The organism is Marinobacter manganoxydans MnI7-9, from assembly GCF_000235625.1.
In the GTDB taxonomy this organism is placed as follows: domain Bacteria; phylum Pseudomonadota; class Gammaproteobacteria; order Pseudomonadales; family Oleiphilaceae; genus Marinobacter; species Marinobacter manganoxydans.
Window position 1 is genome coordinate 16279 of record NZ_AGTR01000025.1, and the last position, 23594, is coordinate 39872.

Here is a 23594-nt window from a genome sequence, read left to right on the forward strand (position 1 = left end):
CGCTACGGAAAGCTCACGGGCGCCGCGTGTTGCGCTGCCAGAATTCAAAAGTTGCTGACAGGTTTACCAAGACATGCCAAAACGTACCGACATCCAAAGCATCCTGATCCTGGGCGCCGGCCCCATCGTGATCGGGCAGGCGTGCGAGTTTGATTACTCCGGAGCCCAGGCCTGCAAGGCGCTGCGCGAAGAGGGTTACCGGGTTATTCTGGTTAACTCCAACCCGGCAACCATCATGACCGACCCGGTCATGGCCGATGCCACCTACATCGAGCCGATCACCTGGAAGACCGTCGAGAAGATCATCGAGAAAGAGCAGCCGGATGCGCTGTTGCCCACCATGGGCGGCCAGACCGCGCTGAACTGCGCCCTGGACCTCGAGCGCCACGGCATTCTGGAAAAGCACGGCGTGGAAATGATCGGCGCCAACGCCGACACCATTGATAAAGCCGAAGACCGGGACCGCTTCGACAAGGCCATGAAGAAGATCGGCCTCGAGTGTCCGCGGGCCACCATCGCCCACTCCATGGAAGAAGCCTGGAAAGTGGCTGACGACATCGGCTTCCCGTGCATCATCCGCCCGTCTTTCACCATGGGCGGCTCCGGCGGCGGTATCGCCTACAACCGCGACGAATTCGAGGAAATCTGTACCCGTGGTCTGGATCTGTCCCCGACCAACGAACTGCTGATCGACGAATCCCTGATCGGCTGGAAAGAGTACGAGATGGAAGTTGTCCGCGACAAGAACGACAACTGCATCATTGTCTGCGCCATCGAGAACTTCGATGCCATGGGTGTGCACACCGGTGACTCCATCACCGTGGCCCCGGCCCAGACCCTCACCGACAAGGAATACCAGATCATGCGGAACGCCTCGTTGGCAGTCCTGCGTGAAATCGGTGTGGAAACCGGCGGCTCCAACGTGCAGTTCGGGATGAATCCGGACACCGGCCGCATGGTCGTCATCGAGATGAACCCCCGTGTGTCCCGCTCCTCGGCGCTGGCCTCCAAGGCCACCGGCTTCCCGATCGCCAAGGTCGCGGCCAAGCTGGCGGTAGGCTACACCCTGGATGAGCTGCGCAACGAAATCACCGGTGGCGTCACCCCGGCCTCGTTCGAGCCGTCCATCGACTACGTGGTCACCAAGATCCCCCGGTTTACCTTCGAGAAATTCCCCCAGGCCGATGCCCGCCTGACCACCCAGATGAAATCCGTGGGTGAGGTCATGGCCATTGGCCGCACCTTCCAGGAATCCCTGCAGAAAGCCCTGCGCGGCCTGGAAGTGGGCTCCGAAGGCTTTGACGAGAAACTCGAAGACCTGGATTCCGAGAATTCCCGGGAAACCCTGACCCGCGAACTGAACGTGCCCGGTGCCGACCGCATCTGGTACATCGGCGACGCTTTCCGGGCTGGCATGACGGTGGAGGACCTGCACGAGCATACCCACGTGGATCCCTGGTACCTGGTGCAGATCGAGGACCTGATCAGGGAAGAGCAGGCGCTGAAGAGTGCCGGCAAGGCCGACATTGACCAGGCCACCCTGTTCCGTCTCAAGCGCAAGGGCTTCTCCGATGCCCGCCTGGCGAAACTGCTGGGCATCTCCGAGGTAAGCCTGCGCAAGCTGCGCCACGATCTGGATATCCGCCCGGTGTACAAGCGCGTGGATACCTGCGCCGCCGAGTTTGCCTCCGACACCGCGTACATGTACTCCACCTATGAGGAAGAGTGCGAGTCGGACGCCAGCGACCGCGAGAAGATCGTGGTGATCGGTGGTGGCCCCAACCGGATCGGCCAGGGCATTGAGTTCGATTACTGCTGTGTGCATGCGGCCCTGGCCATGCGTGAAGACGGCTACGAAACCATCATGATCAACTGCAACCCGGAGACCGTGTCCACCGACTACGACACCTCCGACCGGTTGTACTTCGAGCCGATCACCCTGGAAGACGTGCTGGAAATCATTCACGTCGAGAAGCCCAAGGGCGTGATTGTGCAGTACGGCGGCCAGACCCCGCTGAAACTGGCCCGTGGCCTGGAAGCGGCCGGTGTGCCGATCATCGGCACCAGCCCGGACGCCATTGACCGTGCCGAGGACCGGGAACGGTTCCAGCAGATGATCACCCGCCTGGGCCTGAAGCAGCCGGAAAACGCTACCGTGCGCAGCCACGAGGAAGGCATCCTGGCAGCCAGAGAGATCGGCTACCCGCTGGTTGTGCGTCCGTCTTACGTGCTGGGCGGTCGTGCCATGGAAATCGTCTACGACGAGGAAGAACTGGTTCGCTACATGCGCAACGCAGTGCTGGTCTCGAACGACAGCCCGGTGCTGCTCGACCACTTCCTGAACGCCGCCATTGAGGTGGACATCGACGCCATCTCCGACGGTAAAGACGTGGTCATTGGTGGCATCATGCAGCATATCGAGCAGGCCGGCGTTCACTCCGGTGACTCCGCCTGCTCGCTGCCGCCGTACACCCTGTCCCAGCAGGTTCAGGACGAAATGCGCGATGCCGTCAAGAAGATGGCCATCGAGCTGGATGTGGTCGGTCTGATGAACGTGCAGCTGGCCTGGCAGGACGGCGAGATCTACGTGATCGAGGTAAACCCGCGGGCCTCGCGTACCGTGCCGTTCGTGTCCAAGGCCATCGGTGTGTCCCTGGCCAAGGTGGCGGCCCGGGTGATGGCTGGCAAGACCCTCAAAGAGCTGGAGTTCACCCAGGAAATCATCCCCAGCTATTATGCGGTGAAAGAGTCGGTGTTCCCGTTCAACAAGTTCCCGGCGGTGGATCCGATCCTTGGGCCGGAAATGAAATCGACCGGTGAGGTCATGGGCCTGGGTGACAGCTTCGACGAAGCCTTCGCCAAAGCCGCGTTGGCTGTTGGTGAGCGTCTGCCGGCCAAGGGCACTGCGTTCATGTCTGTGCGGGATGTTGACAAGCCCGGCGCCGCAAAAGTGGCCCGGGATCTGGTCGAAGCCGGCTTCAAGCTTGTGGCTACCACCGGCACCGCCAAGGCCCTGAAAGAGGCCGGAATCAAGGTTGATCGGGTGAACAAGGTCCGTGAAGGCCGTCCGCATATTGTGGACGCCATCAAGAACGGACAGGTTCAGCTGATCATCAATACCACTGAAGGTCGCAAGGCCATTTCCGACTCGGCCCAGATCCGCCAGTCGGCGTTGCAGACCAAGGTAACCTACACAACAACACTGGCGGGCGGCGAAGCCTTCTGCCGGGCCATCAAGTTCGGCCCGGAGCGCACTGTACGCCGCCTCCAGGATCTTCACGCAGGAAAGTGAGACTATGGCTGACAGAGTACCGATGACAAAGGCGGGCGAGACCCGCCTCCGCGAGGAGCTTCAGAAGCTGAAGTCCGAGGATCGTCCCCGGGTTATTGCGGCGATTGCCGATGCCCGGGAGCACGGCGACCTGAAAGAGAACGCTGAATATCATGCTGCCCGCGAGCAGCAGAGCTTTATTGAAGGCCGTATCCAGGAAATCGAGGGCAAGCTTTCAGCCGCTCAGGTAATCGATGTGACCACCATCGAGAATACCGGCAAGGTGATCTTCGGCACCACGGTACACCTGCTTAACATGGATACGGACGAACAGGTGATCTACAAGATCGTTGGTGAGGATGAGGCGGATATCAAGGCAGGCAAGCTGTCGATTTCCTCACCGATTGCGCGGGCGCTGGTAGGCAAGAGCGAGGGCGATGTGGTCGCCATTCGCGTGCCTTCCGGTACCGTGGAATACGAGATTGAGCAGGTCGAGTACATCTGATCTCGTCTGTGCTGAACGAAAAAAGCCGGCTGGGGTTTTCCCGAGCCGGCTTTTTTGTTTCTGTGTTCCGGGCGGATCAGTGTTTGTGGCGCAACAGGTTGGAGAGCTTGGGATTCGGCTTTTTGGCCCGGCGCAGTATTACGGCGATCTTGCCGATGGTCTGGACGAGCTCGGCGCCAGAGGATTCGCACAGCGCGGTGATCGCCTCGTGCCGGGTTTCCCGGTCTTGGCTCGCCACCTTGATCTTGATCAGCTCATGATCATTCAGTGCGCGCTCGAGTTCTTCCTGCAGTCCCTCGGAAAGGCCTTTGTCGCCAACAATGATGACGGGCTTGAGGTTGTGGGCAATCGCCCGGTATTCCCGGCGCTGTTCCGGTGAAAGACTCATGATGTAATCTCTTTATTGGTGCAATTAACAAAAGGTCAGCGGCGGAAAGGCTGACTTGAACGTATAATCGACGAATTGTAACAGATCGTTCCGCTGTAAGAATGGCCGTTAACACGTATCGACGTGGGGGCAGCAAGCAGAAGGAACCAATCCGGGTGGCAAGGGTCAAAAGGTTCGCGGAATTGGGGGCGTATTGAGGGTTGCTGTTGTAATTTCAGATATGGCGCCCAATATGAAGGTTAAGGCGACTTTTCATTAAAAAACTGTGTGCTGCGTGTGGCCGATACGGATGGGCCGTTTCTGGTGGACGGGCGTACAATTGGTGTAAGGTGTCAGAAAAGGGTGCTTTGAGAAAGGTTAACCCTACAATTCACAGGTGATGATCCTTGAACGATATGGCAAAAAATCTGGTTCTCTGGCTAATTATAGCCGCCGTGCTGCTGATGGTGTTTCAGAACTTTTCTCCCACCACCACCGGCCAACAAGTCAACTATTCCCAGTTTGTGGAGATGGTCCAGGAAGGCCAGGTCCGTCAGGTCACAATCGATGGGTTGCAGGTTCAGGGTACCCGTGGTGACGGCTCCCAGTTCCAGACAATCCGTCCTCAAGTGTCTGACAACAAGCTGATGGACGATCTGCTCGCGAACAACGTTGAGGTTATCGGTAAGGAGCCTGAGCGCCAGAGCCTGTGGACACAGCTTCTGGTAGCCGCGTTTCCGATACTGATCATCATCGCACTGTTTGTGTTCTTCATGCGCCAGATGCAGGGCGGTGGCGGCAAAGGCCCCATGTCGTTCGGCAAGAGTAAAGCGCGTCTGATGAGCGAAGACCAGATCAAGACCACCTTCGCGGACGTGGCCGGTGTTGATGAAGCCAAGGAAGATGTTAAGGAACTGGTGGATTTCCTGCGAGATCCCAGCAAATTCCAGCGTCTTGGCGGCAGCATCCCCAAAGGTGTCCTGATGGTTGGTCAGCCGGGTACGGGTAAAACCCTGCTCGCCAAGGCTATTGCCGGCGAAGCCAAGGTGCCCTTCTTCTCCATCTCCGGTTCTGACTTTGTCGAAATGTTCGTGGGCGTGGGTGCTTCCCGGGTTCGTGACATGTTCGAACAGGCCAAGAAGCAAAGCCCCTGCATTATCTTCATCGACGAGATCGATGCTGTTGGTCGCCACCGTGGCGCCGGCATGGGTGGCGGTCATGACGAGCGTGAACAGACGCTCAACCAGCTGCTCGTTGAGATGGACGGTTTTGAGGGTAATGAAGGCGTTATCGTAATTGCCGCTACCAACCGTCCCGACGTTCTCGACCCGGCACTGTTGCGCCCGGGCCGTTTCGACCGTCAGGTTGTTGTTGGCCTGCCAGACATCATTGGTCGTGAGCAGATCCTCAAGGTGCACATGAAGAAAGTGCCCCTGGCGGACGGCGTCGAGCCGGTTCTGATCGCTCGTGGCACGCCCGGATTCTCCGGTGCGGACCTCGCAAACCTGGTCAACGAGGCGGCGCTCTTCGCGGCCCGTCGCAACCAGCGTCTCGTGTCCATGGAAGAGTTCGAGCTTGCCAAAGACAAGATCATGATGGGCGCCGAGCGCAAGTCCATGGTGATGAGCGAGAAAGAAAAGCGGAATACGGCTTATCACGAGTCTGGCCACGCTATTGTGGGTCGTCTGATGCCGGAGCATGATCCGGTGTACAAGGTGAGCATCATTCCGCGCGGCCGCGCTCTGGGTGTCACCATGTTCCTCCCCGAGGAAGACAAGTACAGCCATAGCAAGCGCTTCCTGATCAGCTCGATTTGCAGTCTGTTCGGTGGCCGCATCGCGGAAGAACTGACGCTGGGCTTTGATGGTGTGACGACCGGCGCTTCGAACGACATCGAGCGGGCGACTAGTCTGGCCCGCAACATGGTGACCCGTTGGGGTCTGTCCGAGAAGCTGGGTCCGTTGCAGTATGATACCGACAGCGAAGAGCCGTTCCTCGGCCGGTCTGCGGGTCAGTCCCAGACGGTGTACTCACCGGAAACGGCCCAGCGCATTGATGAGGAAGTTCGCAACATCATCGACAGCTGCTACGAAAAAGCCAAGCAGATTCTGGTCGATAACCGGGACAAGCTCGACATGATGGCCGACGCGTTGATGAAGTACGAAACCATCGACCGTCACCAGATTGATGACATCATGGAAGGCCGCACACCTCGCCCGCCGAAAGGTTGGGGAGACAGTGGTCCCGCTGGTGGTGTCAAGGCCGACGAGCCTGAGACGGCGCCGGAGCCAAAGGCTTCCGATGACGGTCGTCATCCCGGCGTTGGCCGGCCGGCCGGAGAGCACTGACGGCTAGCAGCTTTTGGTTATAAAAAGAGTGTAGTTCCCTGCGCCGCCCGGATTCCGGGCGGCGTTTGTTTTTGTCATTGTGAAAAAGGTTTGCCATGAAAATGAATTTTGCCGGGCGGGAACTGGATATGTCCCGCTGCCACGTGATGGGCGTTCTGAATGTAACACCGGATTCGTTTTCCGATGGTGGCCAATATAACCGGCCGGATGCGGCTCTCGTCCGGGCCAGGCAAATGGTTGCCGATGGCGCCACGTTTATCGACATCGGTGGTGAATCCACGCGCCCGGGTGCCACGCCCGTGTCGTTGCAGGAAGAGCTGGACCGGGTCTGCCCGGTGGTTGAGGCAGCAGCCCGGGAGCTCGACGCGGTTATCTCGGTAGACACCAGTGCGCCGGAAGTGATGGCTGAAACGGCAAAACTCGGGGCCGGCCTGATCAATGATGTGCGGGCCCTGCAGCGTGACGGTGCTCCGGAAGTGGCTGCAAAAGCGGGCATACCGGTTTGCATCATGCACATCCAGGGGGAGCCGGATACCATGCAGGATCGTCCCGAGTACCGGAATGTGCGTCGGGAAGTCAGTGCTTTTCTGACCGAGCGCATCCGCGTTGCGGAGCAGGCCGGAATTCGCCCTGAAAACATCCTGCTGGATCCCGGCTTCGGTTTTGGGAAAAGCCTTGAGCACAACCTGCAGTTGCTGGCCTCCCTTGAGCAGATGCACATCCTCGGGCATCCCCTGCTGGTTGGCGTTTCCAGGAAGTCCATGTTGGGCCATATCACTGGCCGTGAGGTGAATGAAAGGTTGCCTGCGAGCCTTGCGGCCGCGACAATAGCGGCCATGAAGGGTGCCAGTATTATTCGTGTGCACGATGTCAGGGAAACAGTGGACGCTATCCGTGTGGTGGCGGCAGTGAAGGAGGCAGGTTAATGTCCGAGAGAAAGTACTTTGGTACGGACGGTATTCGCGGGCACGTGGGTGAGTTTCCGATAACGCCGGAATTCATGCTGAAACTTGGCTGGGCTGCGGGCCAGGCCTTCAAGCGCGATGGTCAGCGCAACAGCGTACTGATCGGCAAGGATACTCGCCTGTCCGGTTACATGTTTGAGTCGGCCCTTGAGGCTGGCCTTGCGGCGGCGGGTGTGGATGTAAAGCTGCTTGGTCCGATGCCAACGCCGGCAATCGCTTACCTGACTCGCACTTTCCGCGCTTCGGCCGGCATTGTGATCAGCGCCTCCCACAATCCCCACCACGACAACGGCATCAAGTTCTTCTCAGCGGCCGGCACCAAGCTGGACGATGCTCTTGAAGCCGAGATCGAGCGCTGGCTGGACAAGCCCATTGAGGTTTGTGGCCCGACTGAGCTGGGCAAGGCCTCCCGCGTTGACGACGCGCCGGGCCGGTATGTGGAATTCTGCAAGAGCACTGTGCCCAATGAGTTTACGCTCGACGGCATGAATATCGTATTGGACTGTGCCCATGGCGCCACCTATCACGTGGCCCCCAAGGTATTTCGGGAGCTTGGGGCCAAGGTTTCGGTTATCGGTGGCGATCCCGATGGGCTCAATATCAACCTTAACGTTGGCTCCACTCATCTGCAGGCGCTCAAGGCAGCAGTGATCGAAAAAAACGCTGATCTGGGGATCGCATTCGATGGGGATGGCGATCGGGTTCTGATGGTGGATCGGGACGGATCCGAGGTCGACGGCGATGAGCTGCTCTACGTCATCGCGTCCCAACGCTTTGCCGAGGATCGCCTGAAAGGCGGTGTGGTCGGTACGCTGATGACCAATCTGGGTGTCGAGCTTGCTTTGAATGAAATCGGAATCGAGTTCGAGCGTGCAAAAGTCGGCGACCGTTACGTGATGGAGCGGCTGCTCGCCAACAACTGGGTGCTCGGTGGCGAAGGCTCTGGCCACATGGTTATCCGCGACTGCACCAGTACCGGTGATGGTATTGTTTCGGCGCTGCAGGTCCTTCTTTCGGTGTGGAAGTCCGGGAAAACCCTTGCGGATCTGCGGAAGGGGATGAGCAAGCTCCCCCAGAAAATGATCAACGTTCGGGTGGCGCAGCGTTTCGATCCGTTCAGTCGTGATGATATCGTAGCTGCGGTGCGCAAGGCCGAAACCGAGCTGGGCAGTTCCGGCAGGATTCTGTTGAGGGCTTCTGGCACAGAGCCGCTGATCCGTGTGATGGCGGAGGGGCAGGACGCCAGCGAGATTCTTCGGGTAGTCGAGGAACTGGCAAAAGTTGTGGAGAAATCCACCGCTTAATTTTGTGTTTTCAGGCGGTTGTCTGCCGGGAGGGAGTGCTGTATAGTTCGCCCTCCCTAACGTTCGGGAACTGTTATGCGTCGGAAGATTGTAGCCGGAAACTGGAAAATGAACGGGTCAAAAGACCTGGCACAAACGCTGGTAAGCGATGTGCGATCCCAGGCGGCCTCTCTTGATAATGGCGTTGAGGTTGTTATCATTCCTCCCGCTATTTACGTCCCGGACGTAGTTGCCAGCGCAGGCGATGTACTGTCGGTCGGTGTTCAGAACGTGGCGCAATGGGCGTCCGGAGCCTACACCGGTGAGATTTCCGCGGACATGGCGTTGGATCAGGGCTGTCAATACGTCTTGGTCGGTCATTCCGAACGTCGCCAGCTCTTCGCTGAGACAGACGCTGCAGTGGCCGAAAAAGTCGGTCGCATTCTCGCTTCCGGGCTCCAGGCCATGGTTTGTGTTGGTGAAACCCTGGAAGAGCGTGAGGCTGGTAAGGCCGAGACCGTTGTTGCCGCCCAGGTAAAGGCCGGCCTTGCGACGGTCACAAGCGAGCAGTGGCAGCGTGTAGTGGTTGCCTATGAGCCTGTCTGGGCGATCGGAACAGGTAAAACCGCTACGGCACAGGACGCGCAGGCAATGCATGCGTCGATTCGGCAGGTGCTTTCAGAGATGGGCGCGCCGGCCAATGAGATTTCCCTCCTTTACGGGGGCAGTGTAAAAGCGGATAATGCAGCCGCTCTTTTTGCCGAGCCGGATATTGACGGCGGTTTGATCGGCGGAGCGTCGCTCAAAGCAGAAGATTTTGTAAGTATTTGCCGGAGTGTTCCGGCGGGTACCTGAATTTAAAGGTTCGCGAGAGTCGTTATGGATTGGGTAGAAACGCTGGTAGTCGTTGTGCACGTGGTGATCGCGGTGGCGCTGGTGGGTCTGGTGCTGATCCAGCAGGGCAAAGGCGCAGATGCCGGCGCTGCCTTTGGTGGTGGTGCATCGCAGACTGTGTTTGGTAGTCAGGGTAGCGGTAGCTTTCTCACCCGCTTCACGACTCTGCTCGCAGTGGTATTTTTTGTAACAAGTTTCTCGCTGGCGATTTTTGCCAAGCAGCGTGCCGAAGTGGCAGGCGAAGCCGGTATTCCTGTTGTTCAGGAATCCAGCAGCGCAGCCCCTGCTGATACCGCTGCTGACAATGGCGAAGCCGCAGCCAGCGAAGCCGAGGGTGGGGAGTCTGATCTCCCTGAACTCGAGTAAGAATGTTGCCCGGGTGGTGAAACTGGTAGACACGCTATCTTGAGGGGGTAGTGGCGAAAGCCGTGCCGGTTCGAGTCCGGCCCCGGGCACCATATTAGAAGAAAAACGGCTTGGAGTTTCCAGGCCGTTTTTTTTGGTTAGTCCTTGACCAGTCTGTCCGGCGTCTCTATACTCCGGCGGATATTGGGACCTGCCGCTTGGTGCTGGCGGGTTTCTGGCAGGCCAGGTGTCTGTCAGCAGGAAGCGGTACACCGGTTTGCTTCCTGCGAGTTCTTGCAACAAAAGGCCCCATTGTCAGGGGCTTTTTGATTAAGGGGCCTGGCGCAAAGGGCCCTGGTGCATAAAAAGGGCTGATAAAACAGCCCTTTTTTTGTTTTTGGGGCCGGTAAATTGATAACGGAGAAGGCACAACTTGTCAGCCAAGCTTAAGCAACTGGAAGACATTCTTCAGCCCGTGGTGGAAGGTCTGGGGTATGAGTTCTGGGGCATTGAATTCCGCTCGCAGGGCCATCATTCCCTGTTACGGGTGTTTATTGACGATGCCGAAAACGGCATCGGAGTCGACGACTGTGAGAAAGTCAGTCGCCAGATCAGCGGTGTGATGGATGTGGAAGATCCCATCCAGACCGAATACACACTGGAGGTCTCATCCCCGGGGATGGATCGCCCGCTGTTTCGTCTAGAGCAATACGAGGCCTTTGTTGGTCATCAGGTTCAGATTCGTCTCCGGATGGCATTTGAAGGTCGCCGGAAGTTTCAGGGGCTGATCAAAGGCGTGGAAGGTGATGATGTGGTTGTGGTCGTTGATGATCACGAGTATCTGCTGCCATTCGACAGCATTGAAAAAGCCCACATCGTGCCGGTATTTGAGTGAACGATTTGAATAAAGTCCGTGGACGCACAGTTGATTTTAAGGGCAGGGCAATCCAATGAGTAAAGAGATCTTGCTGGTGGTTGAATCCGTCTCGAACGAGAAAGGTGTCGAGAAGGATGTGATTTTTGAAGCGATCGAGCTGGCACTGGCCACCGCTGCCAAAAAACGCTTTGAAGACGAAGAGGCGGATATCCGCGTATCAATCGACCGGAAAACCGGCGAATACGAAACCTTCCGCCGCTGGCTGGTGGTGGATAACGATGCCGTTCCTGCGCTGGGCACTGAGCTCACCCTGCAGGAAGCCGAGGAAATCGACCCGGCCCTGAAGCCTGGCGATATCCACGAGGAGAAAATCGAATCCGAAGCCTTTGGCCGCATTGGCGCCCAGGCTGCCAAGCAGATTATCTTCCAGAAGGTTCGTGAAGCTGAACGCACCAAGATTGTGGACAGCTACCGCGACCGCGTTGGTGAGCTGGTGTCGGGTACCGTCAAGAAGGTTACTCGCGACAACGTGATTGTCGATCTGGGCGCCAATGCCGAGGCGCTGCTGCCCCGCGAATTCCTGATCCCCCGCGAGACGTTCCGGATGGGTGACAGGGTGCGTTCGCTGCTGCTGGAGATCCGTACGGATCACCGCGGTCCCCAGTTGATTCTCAGCCGCACCTCTCCGCAGATGCTGATCGAGCTGTTCCGCATCGAAGTGCCCGAGATTGCTGAAGATCTGATCGAGATCCGCGGCGCTGCCCGTGATCCCGGTTCCCGGGCCAAGATTGCGGTGAAGACCAACGATCGCCGTATTGATCCCGTTGTCGCCTGTGTTGGTATGCGTGGCTCCCGGGTTCAGGCCGTGTCCAATGAGCTGGGCGGTGAGCGCGTTGATATCGTGTTGTGGGACGACAACCCGGCACAGCTGGTGATCAACGCCATGGCCCCCGCAGAAGTGGCGTCCATCGTGATGGACGAAGACGGGCACACCATGGAAGTGGCAGTGGCGGAAGACAACCTGGCACAGGCAATCGGCCGTAACGGCCAGAATGTCCGCCTGGCCACCGACCTGACAGGTTGGACCCTGAACGTGATGACCGAGGAAGAAGCCGGTGAGCGTCAGGAACAGGAATACAGCCGGCTTGTCGAGCATTTCATTGGCAATCTGGATGTTGATGAAGAATTTGCCGGTGTGCTGATCGAGGAAGGCTTTACCTCTATTGAAGAGGTGGCCTATGTGCCGATGGAAGAGATGTTGGCGATCGAGGGCTTTGACGAAGAGACCGTCACCGAGCTGCGCCGCCGTGCCAAGGATGTCCTGTTGAATCAGGCCCTGGCAAGCGAGGAAGCGCTCGAGGGCGCCGAGCCGGCAGACGATCTTCTGGGAATGGCCGGCATGGACCGCAGCCTGGCCTTCAAACTGGCCGGCATGGGTGTGCGCACCATGGAAGATCTGGCAGAGCAGTCGGTTGGCGACCTGCTTGAGATTGAAGGTATGGATGAAGAGCGTGCTGGTCAGCTTATCATGACCGCACGTGCCCCCTGGTTTGAAGACCAGGCTTAATTCGGGAGGAGGACCAGTATGGCTGAAGTAACGGTAAAACAACTGGCCGAAGATGTAGGCGCTCCCGTGGATCGTTTGCTGAAGCAGATTGTGGAGGCTGGCCTGAAAGCCCGCTCCGAGAATGACTCTGTCTCCAGCGATGAGAAGCAGCAGTTGCTGGCCTATTTGAGAAAGACCCACGGTGAGGCTGACGCCGAGCCGCGCAAGATTACCCTGAAGCGTAAGACCACCACCACGCTCAAGGCCGGCAAGGCAAAGACCGTCAACGTTGAGGTTCGCAAGCGCCGTACCTACATCAAGCGGGCTGAATTGCAGCCTGAGGCCGAAGCGCCGAAACCGGAAGAGCCGGTAGCAGAGCAGCAGCCTGAGCAAGCGCCGGTGGAAGAAGCGCCGAAGGTGGCCGCCGAGCAGGCGCCGCAGAAAGAGGCAGAGAAGCCGGCCGAGGCAGCGACATCAGAGCAGCCGGAACCGACAGAGAAGGCCGAGCCCAAGAAAGAGCCTGAGCCCGAGCCGGTTCCCGCTCCGGAAGATATGCCTATGCCGCCGCCCGAGGGCGAGGGCAAGGATCGGAAGCCGAAGAAAAAGAAAGAGAAAGTTCGCGAGCGCGGCGACGAGATCGAAGAGGGCAAGCCGAAGAAGAAGCAGGCAGGCCATCGTGGTCCTCGCAGTCGTCCGGTGGAAGAGCCGCTGGTTATCTCCGAGGATGAGGAAGAGACCACGCTGCGCAAGCCGCTGCGTGCGAAAAAGAAACCCAAAGAGAAGCGTCATGCTTTCGAGAGGCCGACCAAACCAATGGTCAGAGAAGTAGAGATTCCGGAAACGATATCTGTCGGTGACCTTGCCCAGCGTATGGCAGTCAAATCGGCTGATGTTATCAAGACCCTGATGGGCATGGGCGTCATGGCCACCATCAACCAGGCACTGGACCAGGAAACTGCCGTTCTGGTGACCGAGGAATTGGGTCATAAAGCCAAGACCGTCAGCGACGATGCGTTCGAGGAAGAGGTTCTGAGCGAATTCTCCTTCGAGGGCGGCGAAAAGACCAAGCGGGCTCCGGTTGTGAGCGTGATGGGTCATGTTGACCACGGTAAGACCTCCCTGCTGGACTACATCCGCCGTACCAAGGTGGCCTCCGGTGAGTCTGGTGGTATTACCCAGCACATTGGTGCTTATCACGTAGAAACGGATCACGGCATGGTGTCCTTCCTGGATACCCCGGGCCACGCGGCCTTTACCGCCATGCGTGCCCGCGGTGCCCAGTGCACGGATATCGTTGTCCTGGTTGTTGCCGCCGATGACGGCGTGATGCCACAGACCAAGGAAGCCGTCCAGCACGCGCGCTCCGCCGGGGTGCCGATCGTTGTTGCCATCAACAAGATGGACAAGGAAGAGGCCGATCCCGATCGCGTCAAGACCGAGTTGGCGGGCATGGAAGTCATTCCGGAAGACTGGGGCGGTGACGTTCAGTTCGTGCCTGTTTCAGCACACACCGGTGAGGGCATTGAAGATCTGCTGGAGGCGTTGTTGCTTCAGGCAGAAGTGCTCGAGCTTGAGGCGGCAACCGATGCGCCTGCCAAGGGCGTGGTCGTAGAATCCAGCCTTGAGCGTGGCCGCGGTTCCGTTGCGACTGTCCTGGTACAGAACGGTACCCTGCGTCAGGGCGACATGGTTGTGGCCGGTTCCTACTTCGGTAAGGTCCGTGCGATGACCGATGAAGCCGGTAAGCAGGTCAAGGAAGCAGGCCCGTCTATTCCGGTCGAGATCCTCGGTCTGAACGGAACACCGGATGCCGGTGACGAGTTCTTCGCCGTTGCTGACGAGAAGAAGGCCAAAGAGCTGGCCGAGTTCCGTCAGAGCCGCGAGCGGGAGCAGCGTCTCCAGCGTCAGCAGGCCGCCAAGCTTGAGAACCTGTTCGAGAACATGGGCAAGGACGAGGTCAAAACCCTCAATGTTGTGCTCAAGACCGACGTTCGGGGTTCGCTGGAAGCCATCACCAAGGCCTTGCAGGACCTGGGTAACGATGAGGTCCAGGTCAAGATCGTGTCGTCCGGTGTTGGCGGTATTGCCGAGACCGACGTCAGTCTGGCCATGGCAACCAATGCGGTTATCTTCGGTTTCAACGTCCGTGCCGACACAGCGTCCAAGCGCCTGGTTGAGCAGGAAGGTCTGGATCTGCGCTACTACAGCATCATCTATAACCTGATTGATGATGTGAAAGCAGCCCTGACTGGCATGCTGGCACCGGAATTCCGCGAAGATATTGTTGGCATCGCCGACGTGCGTGATGTGTTCCGTTCGCCGAAGTTTGGTCAGGTGGCCGGTTGCATGGTTACTGAAGGCACGGTTTACCGTAACAAGCCGATCCGGGTTCTGCGGGACAATGTGGTTATCTTTGAAGGCGAGCTGGAATCCCTGCGTCGCTTCAAGGACGACGTACCTGAAGTCCGTAACGGTATGGAATGCGGTATTGGCGTTAAGGGTTACGACGTGAAAGTCGGCGACCAGATCGAGGTTTTCGATCGCGTCCGGGTCGAGCGCAAGCTTGAGTCCACCGGCGCGTGATGCGCCCGATTTTGAAGGAAGCCTAATGCCAAGAGAGTTCAGTCGTATTGATCGCATCGGCGATCAGATGCAACGGGAACTGGCCCAGCTCATCCAGCGGGAAGTCAAAGACCCGCGGGTGGGTATGGTCACGGTCAACGCAGTCAAGGTCAGTCGTGATCTTGGCTACGCCGATATCTATGTTTCCCTGCTTTCCACCGAAGAACTGACGGAAGAGTCTCCGGAGGTCCGGGAATCGATTGCGGTGCTCAACAAAGCCTCGGGCTTTCTGCGGGGCCAGGTAGGTCGCGCAATGAAGCTGCGGGTTGTGCCACAGCTGCGTTTCCACTTCGATACGCTGCAGGGATACAGCCGCAAAATGGATAGCCTCATTCGGGAAGCGGTCGGCGACAAGCCGGCCGTTGACCGCACCGACGATGATCAGGATGACCCGGAGCGTAACGCTTGAGCCGCAGACGCAAAGGCCGTGACGTTAACGGTATCCTCGTTATCGACAAGCCGGCAGGTGTTACCTCCAACGGCATCCTGCAGCAGGTGAAGCGCCTGTTCGGGGCCGCCAAGGCGGGCCACACCGGTGCTCTTGATCCCCTGGCCACGGGCGTGCTGCCGCTGTGCTTCGGTGAGGCCACCAAGTTCTCCCAGATGATGCTCGACAGCGACAAGGCCTACATTGCCACCGCCCGGCTCGGAGTCCAAACCGAAACCGGTGACAGTGAGGGCGCCGTCGTTGCCGAGAAACCGGTACCGGCCGGTCTCACCGCCGAGGTCCTGGAGCCGGTACTTGACGGTTTCCGGGGTGATATCCAACAGGTTCCCTCCATGTACTCGGCGCTCAAGCACAAAGGGCGTCCGCTCTACGAATATGCTCGCGAAGGTATCGAGGTGGAACGTCCGGCAAGACCGGTGACCATTTACGAACTGACGCTCCTGGATATTCGCGAGAATGAACTGGATATCGCGGTCAGCTGCACCAAGGGTACGTACATTCGCTCACTGGTTGAGGATATCGGTGAAGCCCTGGGCTGCGGAGCCCATGTAACGGCGCTGCGCCGTACCATGGCTTCCGGGTTCACTCTGGCCGATGCCCATGCCGTGAGTGATCTGGAGGCGATGCGTGAGCGGGGTGAAAGCCTTGATGGTCTCCTCGTGGCACCGGATGCCGCGCTGTCCATGTTCCCCGAGCACCGTCTGGCGGGGCAGGCGCTGGTATCGATCTTGAACGGACAACCGGTTAGAATACCGGGTCAGGCTTACGACGGGTTCGTGCGTCTCTATGCGAATGAGAGCGCTAACGAAAGCTTCGTCGGGCTTGCAGAAGCATTCCCGGAAGGCGAGCAGACCAATCTGGTCCCACGCCGACTGGTGAAAAGCAGCGGAAAGCGTTAGGCGCGTCGCTGTCTAGCCGGGCTGTAGAGATGCGCGGTTCGGCCGTATTCGAAAGCATCGCAAACAATGAGGTGAGTTATGGCACTTTCTGCCAACGAGAAAGCACAGATCGTTAAGGATTTTCAGCAAGGTGATGGCGATACCGGTTCCCCTGAAGTTCAGGTGGCACTGCTGAGCGCGAACATCAACAAGCTGCAGGATCACTTCAAGGCCAACAAGCAGGATCACCATTCCCGCCGCGGCCTGATCCGGATGGTAAACCAGCGTCGTAAGCTGCTGGACTACCTCAAGCGCAAGAACGCCGATCGTTACCTGGAGCTCATCCAGCGCCTGGGTCTGCGTCGCTAATCCGGGTCTTTACGACCTGAGGGCTGTGCCGGTACGTCCGGCGGCAGTCGTCAACCAGCAGTCCTCCTCGCGGGGACTGCTGGTTGTGTTTTTTCCCACTGCAGTTGGATTGTCTGTGTGTTCGAAGGATTCCCTGTCGTAATGGAAAGCCGAAATTGATAGCAGGTTGTTGAAAAGCCCGGGCCTGGCGGCCTCCGGAACTGCCGCCTCCCAGACCGGGGTTTTGCAACAGCCTGTTAGCTTTCAGACGGGTTGCTCTTCAGACCACAGCACATCATCTGCAGAACTATGGTTTCGAGCGCAGGGGCGCCCGGAACGAATCAATCTGGAACAGATAGACCAGGAGTTTTTTGTGGATCTGAAACCTTTCAAGAAATCATTTGAGCTTGGCGGCAAAACCGTCACTCTGGAGACCGGCCGTATTGCCCGTCAGGCAACCGGTTCCGTACTGGTAACCGTGGATGATATTTCCGTTCTCGGCACCGTTGTTGGCGCCAAAGAAGCCAAGCCCGGCCAGCCGTTCTTCCCGCTGACCGTGAACTACTTCGAGAAGACCTACGCCGTGGGCAAAATCCCCGGTGGCTTCTTCAAGCGCGAAGGTCGTCCTTCCGAAAAGGAAACGCTGACCTCACGCCTGATCGACCGTCCGATTCGTCCGCTGTTCCCGAACGGCTTCATGAACGAAGTTCAGGTCATCACCACGGTCATGTCCTCCAGTAAGAACCAGGACCCGGATATTGCCGCGATGCTGGCGGCGTCTGCCGCTCTGTCCATCTCCGGTATTCCGTTCGATGGCCCCATCGGTGCGTCCCGCGTGGGTTACACCAACGAGCGCGGTTACTTCCTGAACCCGACGTTTGAAGAACTGCAGACCTCCCTGCTGGATATGGTCGTTGCCGGTACTGAAGACGCGGTTCTGATGGTTGAATCCGAAGCCAAAGGCCTGACCGAAGACCAGATGCTGGGCGGCGTGCTTTATGGTCATCAGGAAATGCAGACAGCGGTTACCGCCATCAAGGAATTTGCTGCTGAAATCGGCAAGCCCCGTTGGGACTGGCAGCCGGCCGCCGAGAACACCGAGCTGCTGAATGCCATCAAGGCCGACTTTGCCGGTGCTATCGAGGAAGCCTACGGCATCCGTGACAAGATGGCCCGCTACGAGCGGCTTGGCGAAGTAAAAGCCGCTGCCGTTGAGAAACTGGCCGGTGAAGAGGAAGGCCAACCTTCCGAAGACGAAGTCAAAAAGTACTTCGGCAAGATCGAGAAGAGTGTGGTTCGCCAGCAGGTCATTGATGGCAAGCCGCGAATCGATGGTCGTGACAACAAGACTGTCCGTCCGATCGAAATTGAAGTGGGTGTTCTGCCCAGCGTTCACGGTTCCGCCCTGTTTACCCGTGGCGAGACCCAGGCCATCGTGACCACTACTCTGGGTACGTCCCGTGATGTGCAAATCATTGATGCACTGGAAGGTGAGCGCAAGGATCCGTTCCTGTTCCACTACAACTTCCCTCCGTACTCCGTGGGTGAAGCTGGCCGTGTAGGCACCCCGGGCCGCCGCGAAGTTGGTCACGGTCGTCTGGCCAAGCGTGGTGTTCTGGCTGTTATGCCGACACTGGAAGAATTCCCGTACGCTATCCGTGCGGTTTCCGAGATCACCGAGTCCAACGGTTCCAGTTCCATGGCCTCTGTCTGTGGTTCCAGCCTGGCGCTGATGGACGCGGGTGTACCCATCAAGGCACCGGTTGCCGGTATCGCCATGGGTCTGGTCAAGGAAGGCGACAAGTTCGCGGTCCTGACTGATATCCTGGGTGACGAAGATCACCTGGGCGACATGGACTTCAAGGTGGCCGGTACCCAGGAGGGCGTGACCGCCCTGCAGATGGATATCAAGATCAACGGCATCACCGACGAGATCATGGAAATCGCTCTCGAGCAGGCTCACGCTGCGCGTCTGCATATCCTGGGCGAGATGAACAAGGTGATCTCCGAGCCGCGTGCCGAGCTGTCTGCCCGTGCGCCGAGCATCACCACCATCAAGATCAATCCGGAGAAAATCCGCGACGTTATCGGTAAGGGCGGTTCTGTTATCCGCGCGATCTGTGACGAGACCGGCGCCTCCATCGATCTGGATGATGATGGCAACGTGAAGATCTACGCCGACAACCAGGAAGCTGCCCAGGCGGCGGTTAACCGGGTCAAGGAAATCACGGCCGAGATCGAAGTGGGTGCTATCTACAAGGGCCGCGTAGAGCGCATTGTAGACTTCGGTGCCTTCGTTAACATCCTGCCTGGTAAGGATGGTCTGGTGCATATCTCCCAGATCTCTGATCGCCGCATCGAGAACGTGACTGACGAGCTGAGCGAAGGTCAGGAAGTTCTGGTGAAGGTGCTGGATGTGGACAACCGTGGTCGCGTGAAGCTGTCCATGAAGGAAATCAAGGAAGGCGATCAGCCGACCGATTTCTCTGCCTGATCGTTTTCGGGCTTGATAAAAACCCGCCTTTCCTCTGGATTGGCGGGTTTTTTCTTGCGCTTGGCTTGGTTGCAAGCGGCTGTTGGGTTTCCCTTTTCAAAAGACGCTACGAGCACATCCATGTGCGCTTGTTTCGGGCCGTCCTTGGCCCTCAACACTTTTGAAAAGGGAAACCCAACAGCCGCCCACACTCTATCGCCCAGCATTCATGAAGCGAAGCACCTCTCTCCGGTACCCGGGAATAACAAACGTCGCCCCGTGAGGCGTATCCGTCTGCAAGAACTCTTTGGGCTCCTGTGCTGCCTCAAACAGCGCCTCTCCATGATGAAAGGGAATAATCCCGTCTCGAACGCTGTGGATTACCATCACCTGCACCGGACTGATCCTAGGAATATGATCCACACCTTCGTAGTCGTCGGGTATGGTCCAGCTTAGCGGGATCTGCAACGGCCAGGTAAGCCAGAACCCACCTAATTTCTCCCGGGCGATCTTGCGAAAGCCGGAGAAGGTACCATCCAGGATTACACCGTCCAGCCGGGGCTGTTCCTCCCTCTGAGTCCATTCACTGGCCAGGGCGATTCCGAGACCGCCGCCGAGGCTCTGGCCGAGGATGTATAGGGGGCGGTCGGTCACGTCAGGTTTTTTGGCCAGCCAGCGCAGGCCGGTTTCCACGTCGTGCAGCGCGCCTTCGATGTCCGGGTCACCGGTGGATTTGCCGTAGCCCCGGTAGTCGATGGTAAAGACGTTGTAGCCTCTCTCGGGCAGCCACGCTACGTTGAGGATGTGGCTGCTGACGTTCTGGGCGTTGCCATGCAGGAAATAGACTGTGCCCCTGGCGTTGTTCTCAGGGGCTTCTGCGGGCAGCCACCAGCCATGGAGGGTTTCGCCGTCGGCCGTGTCGAGGTAGATGTCTTCGTATTCGAGGTTCAGTCGGTCCGGGGTGATGTAAGTCACCCGATCCGGGTAAAAGAAAACGCTGCTGCAACCGGATAGCAGCAGAAGCGCAACCAGAAGCCCGCTTAACCGGGCCGTGGTGGCAGTCAGAAATACGCGTGGATTCCGGCGTGCCATAGGCTTTGATACCTGTCGTAGTGGTCTTCCCGGGTGAACTCGGCAAACAGACTGAACTCGCGGCCGATGTGCCAGTTGGCTTTGGCGTAAAGCTGATCCTGGCGGTGTTGGCTGCTAACGATCCAGGCCTTGGTTTTGGCACCGGCGAGCAGGCTGAACTGGTTGTTCTGATGGAGCAGGCCGATGTCGGCGCCGGGGGCAGCATCGTAGCCTCGGCGCAGGTCGTCGTCGATTTCAAGGTCGGCGGTGGCGATGGCAAAGGCCTGGGTCTGGTTGCCAAGGCGCCAGCTGCCGCCAGCTCCGCCCTCGAGATAGGGCGTCAGGACCCGATCGTTGCCAGTATCCGTGCGGCGGCCACCAAAACCTACCTGCCAGGACAGTGGCGAGAAAAAGGCGTTCCGCGGGCTCAGGGAGCGGATTTCCACGCCGGTAAGCTGTTCCAGTTGAAGTTCGTCGTTGTCGGTATACAGGCGCGCGTCGAGTCGGAGGAACTGCAGCTGGGCACCGGTACGGTAGCCGGCCGGCGGGTCCAGCACATCGTGGTAGGCCGGGCGCAGGGTCAACTGGGTGAATTCCCTGTGTGCCTGCTGGCCTGCTCCGAGGCTCAGTCGGAAGGTGTCGTGGCCCTGATCATCCCGAACTACCGGTTCGGGTGGTTCCTCGGGCGGTGCGACGTCGCTGATCTGGCTGCGCTCTCTCAACAGGTCATGGGAGAGTGGTGCGGCGATTTCACGGGGCCAGCCGTCGGCCTCGCTCTTGTATCGAACATAATCGTAGGTGGCGTCCAGAACATGTGCTCTTTGCTCGGCTGGCAGTGACTTCACTTCGCTACCATCAGCGGCTACATATCCGTTGGCGACGGCTGCCGCAAGGGTCTGTTGATCGTCGGGCAGGCTAGAGAGACTGTAGGCCACCGACGTGGCAGCCGAGGGGCGGTAGTAGACTTCGCTGACCAGATCCTTGTCGACCACCCAGCGAACCGTGTCCGACGGAATGGCGTGAGTGCTTACTTCCCCCAAAAGGTCCGTGCCCGGGCGGGCAATGTCTATCAGCGCCAACAGGCGATAGGCGCAGTTTTCATCGAAGAAGTAATAATCAAAATTCCGATCCCGTATTTCCCAGGCGTGGGCAATCATCAGGTCCACTTCATCCTGGGTAAGGTTCAGTTTGTACTCCCACAGGTCACGATGTTCGATGTCGGAGTAAAGCCGAATTTTCTCGTAGTACGGCTGGACCGTAGTGATGCCGGGATAGCCGCCGAAAATGCCCTTGTACGCGAACAGCAGTTCACTGTCGTGGGCGGCGGCATCAGCGGCATAGGAGATTGTGTTGGCCAGCAGCAGGTTGGTTTCGTCGTCATCCTGGGGTGGGTCCAGGCGCAGAAACGTGTGGCCGAACATGGAAGACGGGCTGTTGAGGTAAGAGGCGGCAAACACCAGGGTCACCGTCTCGGTGTTCAATGTTTCCGACCATTCCTGGAAGCCGGGACACTCGATTTCCGGTAGCGACAGATCGAGTTGCTGACTGAGCCAGGTCGCCCGTGCCGGGAAGCGGCAGAGGGCGTGGTCGTCGCCTTCCCCGTCTATCTGGATAGCATCCAGGGTGGCTTTGAGCTCTGCCCGGGGGGAGTGCTTGCCATTTTCGCTCAGGAAAAAGGCCGGATCATCGGCCTGGCTGGTATATCCGCTACCAAACCTGTCGGGTTGATAATGAATGAGTGTGAGCCAGGCAGGGTCGAGATGGAGCTCGGTTGCGTGTTCAGGCGAATTGGCCTGGGTCGGCAGGCTGACTGCAAGCCAGATCAGGGCTGGCCCAATGCGAAGCATGTTGCCCATGGGTTGGTGCTGCATCCGGGGTTGAACAGGGTAGAGAATGGAACGATGCGCCGTCCCTGGCGCATGAGAGTCCCTTCAAGGAGCCTGGATCAGGCTGCTACGTATTTGCTGAGTGACTCGTTTTGCTCCAGGAGCGCGACGATGGCGTCCACGGCTTCGCCGGAGGTGGTGTCAGAGTCCGGGAAAATGGTGGCAAAGTTGTCCTGCAGCACCTTGCGGAACGCATCGCGATCCGCTTCGTCAACACCCAGAAGTACTGCCAGGGTGTCCAGGTTCTCGCCGGAACCGCGGGACATGTCCCGGGCCACCTTGTCGATGTTGCTGTCCATGTACATGGCCATGGACTGAACAGACTGGTTGGTCTGGCAGCCAAGGGTACCTGTGGTCATACCAAACGTCTGGTTACCAAAGGTACCGTTGGTGGTTGCAGCGAGTACGTGGGGGGCAATGCCGGATTGTCCTTTCCAGATCATGGCACCGACGCCACAGCCCGGTTGGGCAAAGGCCATGGAAGAGGCACCAAGAAGAATTGCACCTGCGATCAGTTTTTTCATTATCCACTCCTTCCTGTGGTTTAAAGCTGTCGTCGCAATACACAATGCTGCTCCTGACGTGGAGCAGCATTGCGAAAACGGCCCTGACTGGTCTTGTGGAGACAGGTTGACCGTTGATCTGAGTATAGTTGAAATCCAGCCAACGCAAGTTTAAAGATTGGTGAGTATTTGATTTAGCCCAAAAAAAAACCGGAGCAGCGTGCATGCTCCGGTTTTATGCTTCGAGGCAAGGATCCAGGATCAGCCGCCCAGATAGGCGTTCTGGACATCCGGGTTGTTGAGCAGATTCTTGCCCGTGTCGTGCAGGCGAATCTTTCCGGTTTCCAGCACGTAACCCCGGTCTGCCAGGTTGAGGGCCTGGTGGGCGTTCTGCTCGACGAGGAAAACCGTAATGCCTTCCTCGCGAAGCTGGCCGATGATCTCGAAGATCTGCTTGATAATCAGCGGTGCCAGGCCCAGTGATGGTTCATCAAGGATGATCATCTCTGGCCTGCTCATCAGGGCCCGCCCGATAGCCAGCATTTGCTGCTCGCCGCCGGACATGGTGCCGGCACGCTGATGTTCACGTTCCTTGAGGCGCGGGAAGAGCTCGTAGACGTGCTCCTGGCTCTTGCGGATTTCGGCCTTGGTGTTGAAGAAACCACCCATGTGGAGGTTTTCCTCCACGGTCAGGCCCGAGAACACCCGACGCCCCTCCGGAACAATGGCGATGCCGGAGCGCATGATCTGCGCCGTGGATTCGTTGGTGATTTCCCGGCCCTCCAGGAAAATGCGTCCTGAACTGGCCCGGGGGTTACCGCAGACGGTCATCAGCAGCGTGGTCTTGCCGGCGCCGTTGGCGCCGATCAGCGAGACGATCTCACCCTTTTTGACTTCGACAGACACCCCGTGCAAGGCCTCGATCTTGCCGTAGTGGGTATGGACATCTTCTAGTACTAACATG

Annotated in this window: 20 protein-coding genes and 1 tRNA gene; 15 read left to right on the forward strand and 6 right to left on the reverse strand. The window is 58.4% G+C overall.

Translation table 11 applies throughout. The annotated features are described in order from the left end of the window. Window positions 1–73 precede the first annotated feature (73 nt). Window positions 74–3292 (forward strand): carbamoyl-phosphate synthase large subunit, encoded by a 3219-nt coding sequence (carB, locus tag KYE_RS06200; RefSeq protein ID WP_008171521.1) that lies wholly within the window; start codon window positions 74–76, stop codon window positions 3290–3292. A 4-nt stretch (window positions 3293–3296) separates the two neighbouring features. Next, complete coding sequence (greA, locus tag KYE_RS06205; protein ID WP_075267597.1) at window positions 3297–3776, forward strand: transcription elongation factor GreA; 480 nt, start codon at window positions 3297–3299, stop codon at window positions 3774–3776. Between the two features lie 76 nt (window positions 3777–3852). On the opposite strand, the gene yhbY is transcribed toward greA, so the two are convergent. Next, on the reverse strand, window positions 3853–4164 hold the full coding sequence (gene yhbY / locus KYE_RS06210) for a ribosome assembly RNA-binding protein YhbY (RefSeq protein ID WP_008171523.1): 312 nt from the start codon (window positions 4162–4164) through the stop codon (window positions 3853–3855). Between the two features lie 386 nt (window positions 4165–4550). Here yhbY and ftsH point away from each other — a divergent pair, with 386 nt between their 5' ends. The 13 genes from ftsH (at window position 4551) to pnp (ending at window position 19191) form a co-directional block, all read left to right on the forward strand. Further along, on the forward strand, window positions 4551–6491 hold the full coding sequence (gene ftsH / locus KYE_RS06215) for an ATP-dependent zinc metalloprotease FtsH (protein ID WP_264622558.1): 1941 nt from the start codon (window positions 4551–4553) through the stop codon (window positions 6489–6491). Between the two features lie 95 nt (window positions 6492–6586). Beyond that, complete coding sequence (folP, locus tag KYE_RS06220; RefSeq protein ID WP_008171527.1) at window positions 6587–7417, forward strand: dihydropteroate synthase; 831 nt, start codon at window positions 6587–6589, stop codon at window positions 7415–7417. After that, window positions 7417–8760, forward strand: coding sequence for a phosphoglucosamine mutase (gene glmM / locus KYE_RS06225; RefSeq protein WP_008171529.1), 1344 nt, complete (start codon window positions 7417–7419; stop codon window positions 8758–8760). Before folP ends, glmM begins: the two co-directional genes overlap by 1 nt. 75 nt (window positions 8761–8835) lie before the next feature. After that, a complete protein-coding gene (gene tpiA, locus KYE_RS06230) occupies window positions 8836–9594 on the forward strand; it encodes a triose-phosphate isomerase (RefSeq protein ID WP_081467510.1) in 759 nt (252 codons plus the stop codon). 24 nt (window positions 9595–9618) lie between these two features. Continuing rightward, complete coding sequence (gene secG, locus KYE_RS06235) at window positions 9619–9999, forward strand: preprotein translocase subunit SecG (protein WP_008171532.1); 381 nt, start codon at window positions 9619–9621, stop codon at window positions 9997–9999. 7 nt (window positions 10000–10006) lie between these two features. Further along, window positions 10007–10091, forward strand: a tRNA-Leu gene (locus KYE_RS06240). 320 nt (window positions 10092–10411) lie between these two features. Then, entirely contained in the window at window positions 10412–10873 is a 462-nt protein-coding gene (gene rimP, locus KYE_RS06245; protein ID WP_008171533.1) for a ribosome maturation factor RimP, read from the forward strand. Window positions 10874–10928: 55 nt separating this feature from the next. Continuing rightward, window positions 10929–12422, forward strand: a complete 1494-nt coding sequence (nusA, locus tag KYE_RS06250; RefSeq protein WP_008171534.1) for a transcription termination factor NusA — start codon at window positions 10929–10931, stop codon at window positions 12420–12422. A gap of 18 nt (window positions 12423–12440) precedes the next feature. Continuing rightward, complete coding sequence (gene infB, locus KYE_RS06255) at window positions 12441–14984, forward strand: translation initiation factor IF-2 (RefSeq protein ID WP_008171535.1); 2544 nt, start codon at window positions 12441–12443, stop codon at window positions 14982–14984. 25 nt (window positions 14985–15009) lie between these two features. Then, window positions 15010–15432: a 30S ribosome-binding factor RbfA gene (gene rbfA / locus KYE_RS06260; RefSeq protein WP_008171536.1), complete on the forward strand. Its 423-nt coding sequence runs from the start codon at window positions 15010–15012 to the stop codon at window positions 15430–15432. Further along, window positions 15429–16370 (forward strand): tRNA pseudouridine(55) synthase TruB, encoded by a 942-nt coding sequence (gene truB / locus KYE_RS06265; protein WP_008171537.1) that lies wholly within the window; start codon window positions 15429–15431, stop codon window positions 16368–16370. Before rbfA ends, truB begins: the two co-directional genes overlap by 4 nt. A gap of 78 nt (window positions 16371–16448) precedes the next feature. Next, complete coding sequence (gene rpsO, locus KYE_RS06270; protein WP_008171539.1) at window positions 16449–16718, forward strand: 30S ribosomal protein S15; 270 nt, start codon at window positions 16449–16451, stop codon at window positions 16716–16718. 358 nt (window positions 16719–17076) lie between these two features. Beyond that, a complete protein-coding gene (gene pnp / locus KYE_RS06275) occupies window positions 17077–19191 on the forward strand; it encodes a polyribonucleotide nucleotidyltransferase (protein WP_227497770.1) in 2115 nt (704 codons plus the stop codon). On the opposite strand, the gene KYE_RS06280 is transcribed toward pnp, so the two are convergent. The 5 genes from KYE_RS06280 to KYE_RS06300 all read right to left on the reverse strand — a co-directional run bounded on the left by KYE_RS06280 (window position 19167) and on the right by KYE_RS06300 (window position 23593). Further along, the gene (locus tag KYE_RS06280) at window positions 19167–19397 is read right to left on the reverse strand and encodes a hypothetical protein (protein WP_008171543.1); all 231 of its coding nucleotides are present in this window, start codon (window positions 19395–19397) and stop codon (window positions 19167–19169) included. The genes pnp and KYE_RS06280 overlap by 25 nt on opposite strands. Further along, a complete protein-coding gene (locus KYE_RS06285; protein WP_008171545.1) occupies window positions 19384–20262 on the reverse strand; it encodes an alpha/beta hydrolase in 879 nt (292 codons plus the stop codon). Before KYE_RS06285 ends, KYE_RS06280 begins: the two co-directional genes overlap by 14 nt. Further along, window positions 20232–22097, reverse strand: coding sequence for a DUF4105 domain-containing protein (locus tag KYE_RS06290; protein WP_008171546.1), 1866 nt, complete (start codon window positions 22095–22097; stop codon window positions 20232–20234). The genes KYE_RS06285 and KYE_RS06290 overlap by 31 nt, the downstream gene beginning before the upstream one ends. Window positions 22098–22186: 89 nt before the next feature. Further along, window positions 22187–22651, reverse strand: coding sequence for a DUF3015 domain-containing protein (locus KYE_RS06295; protein ID WP_008171548.1), 465 nt, complete (start codon window positions 22649–22651; stop codon window positions 22187–22189). 240 nt (window positions 22652–22891) lie between these two features. Beyond that, the gene (locus KYE_RS06300) at window positions 22892–23593 is read right to left on the reverse strand and encodes an ABC transporter ATP-binding protein (protein ID WP_008171549.1); all 702 of its coding nucleotides are present in this window, start codon (window positions 23591–23593) and stop codon (window positions 22892–22894) included. Between the last annotated feature and the right edge of the window lies 1 nt (window position 23594).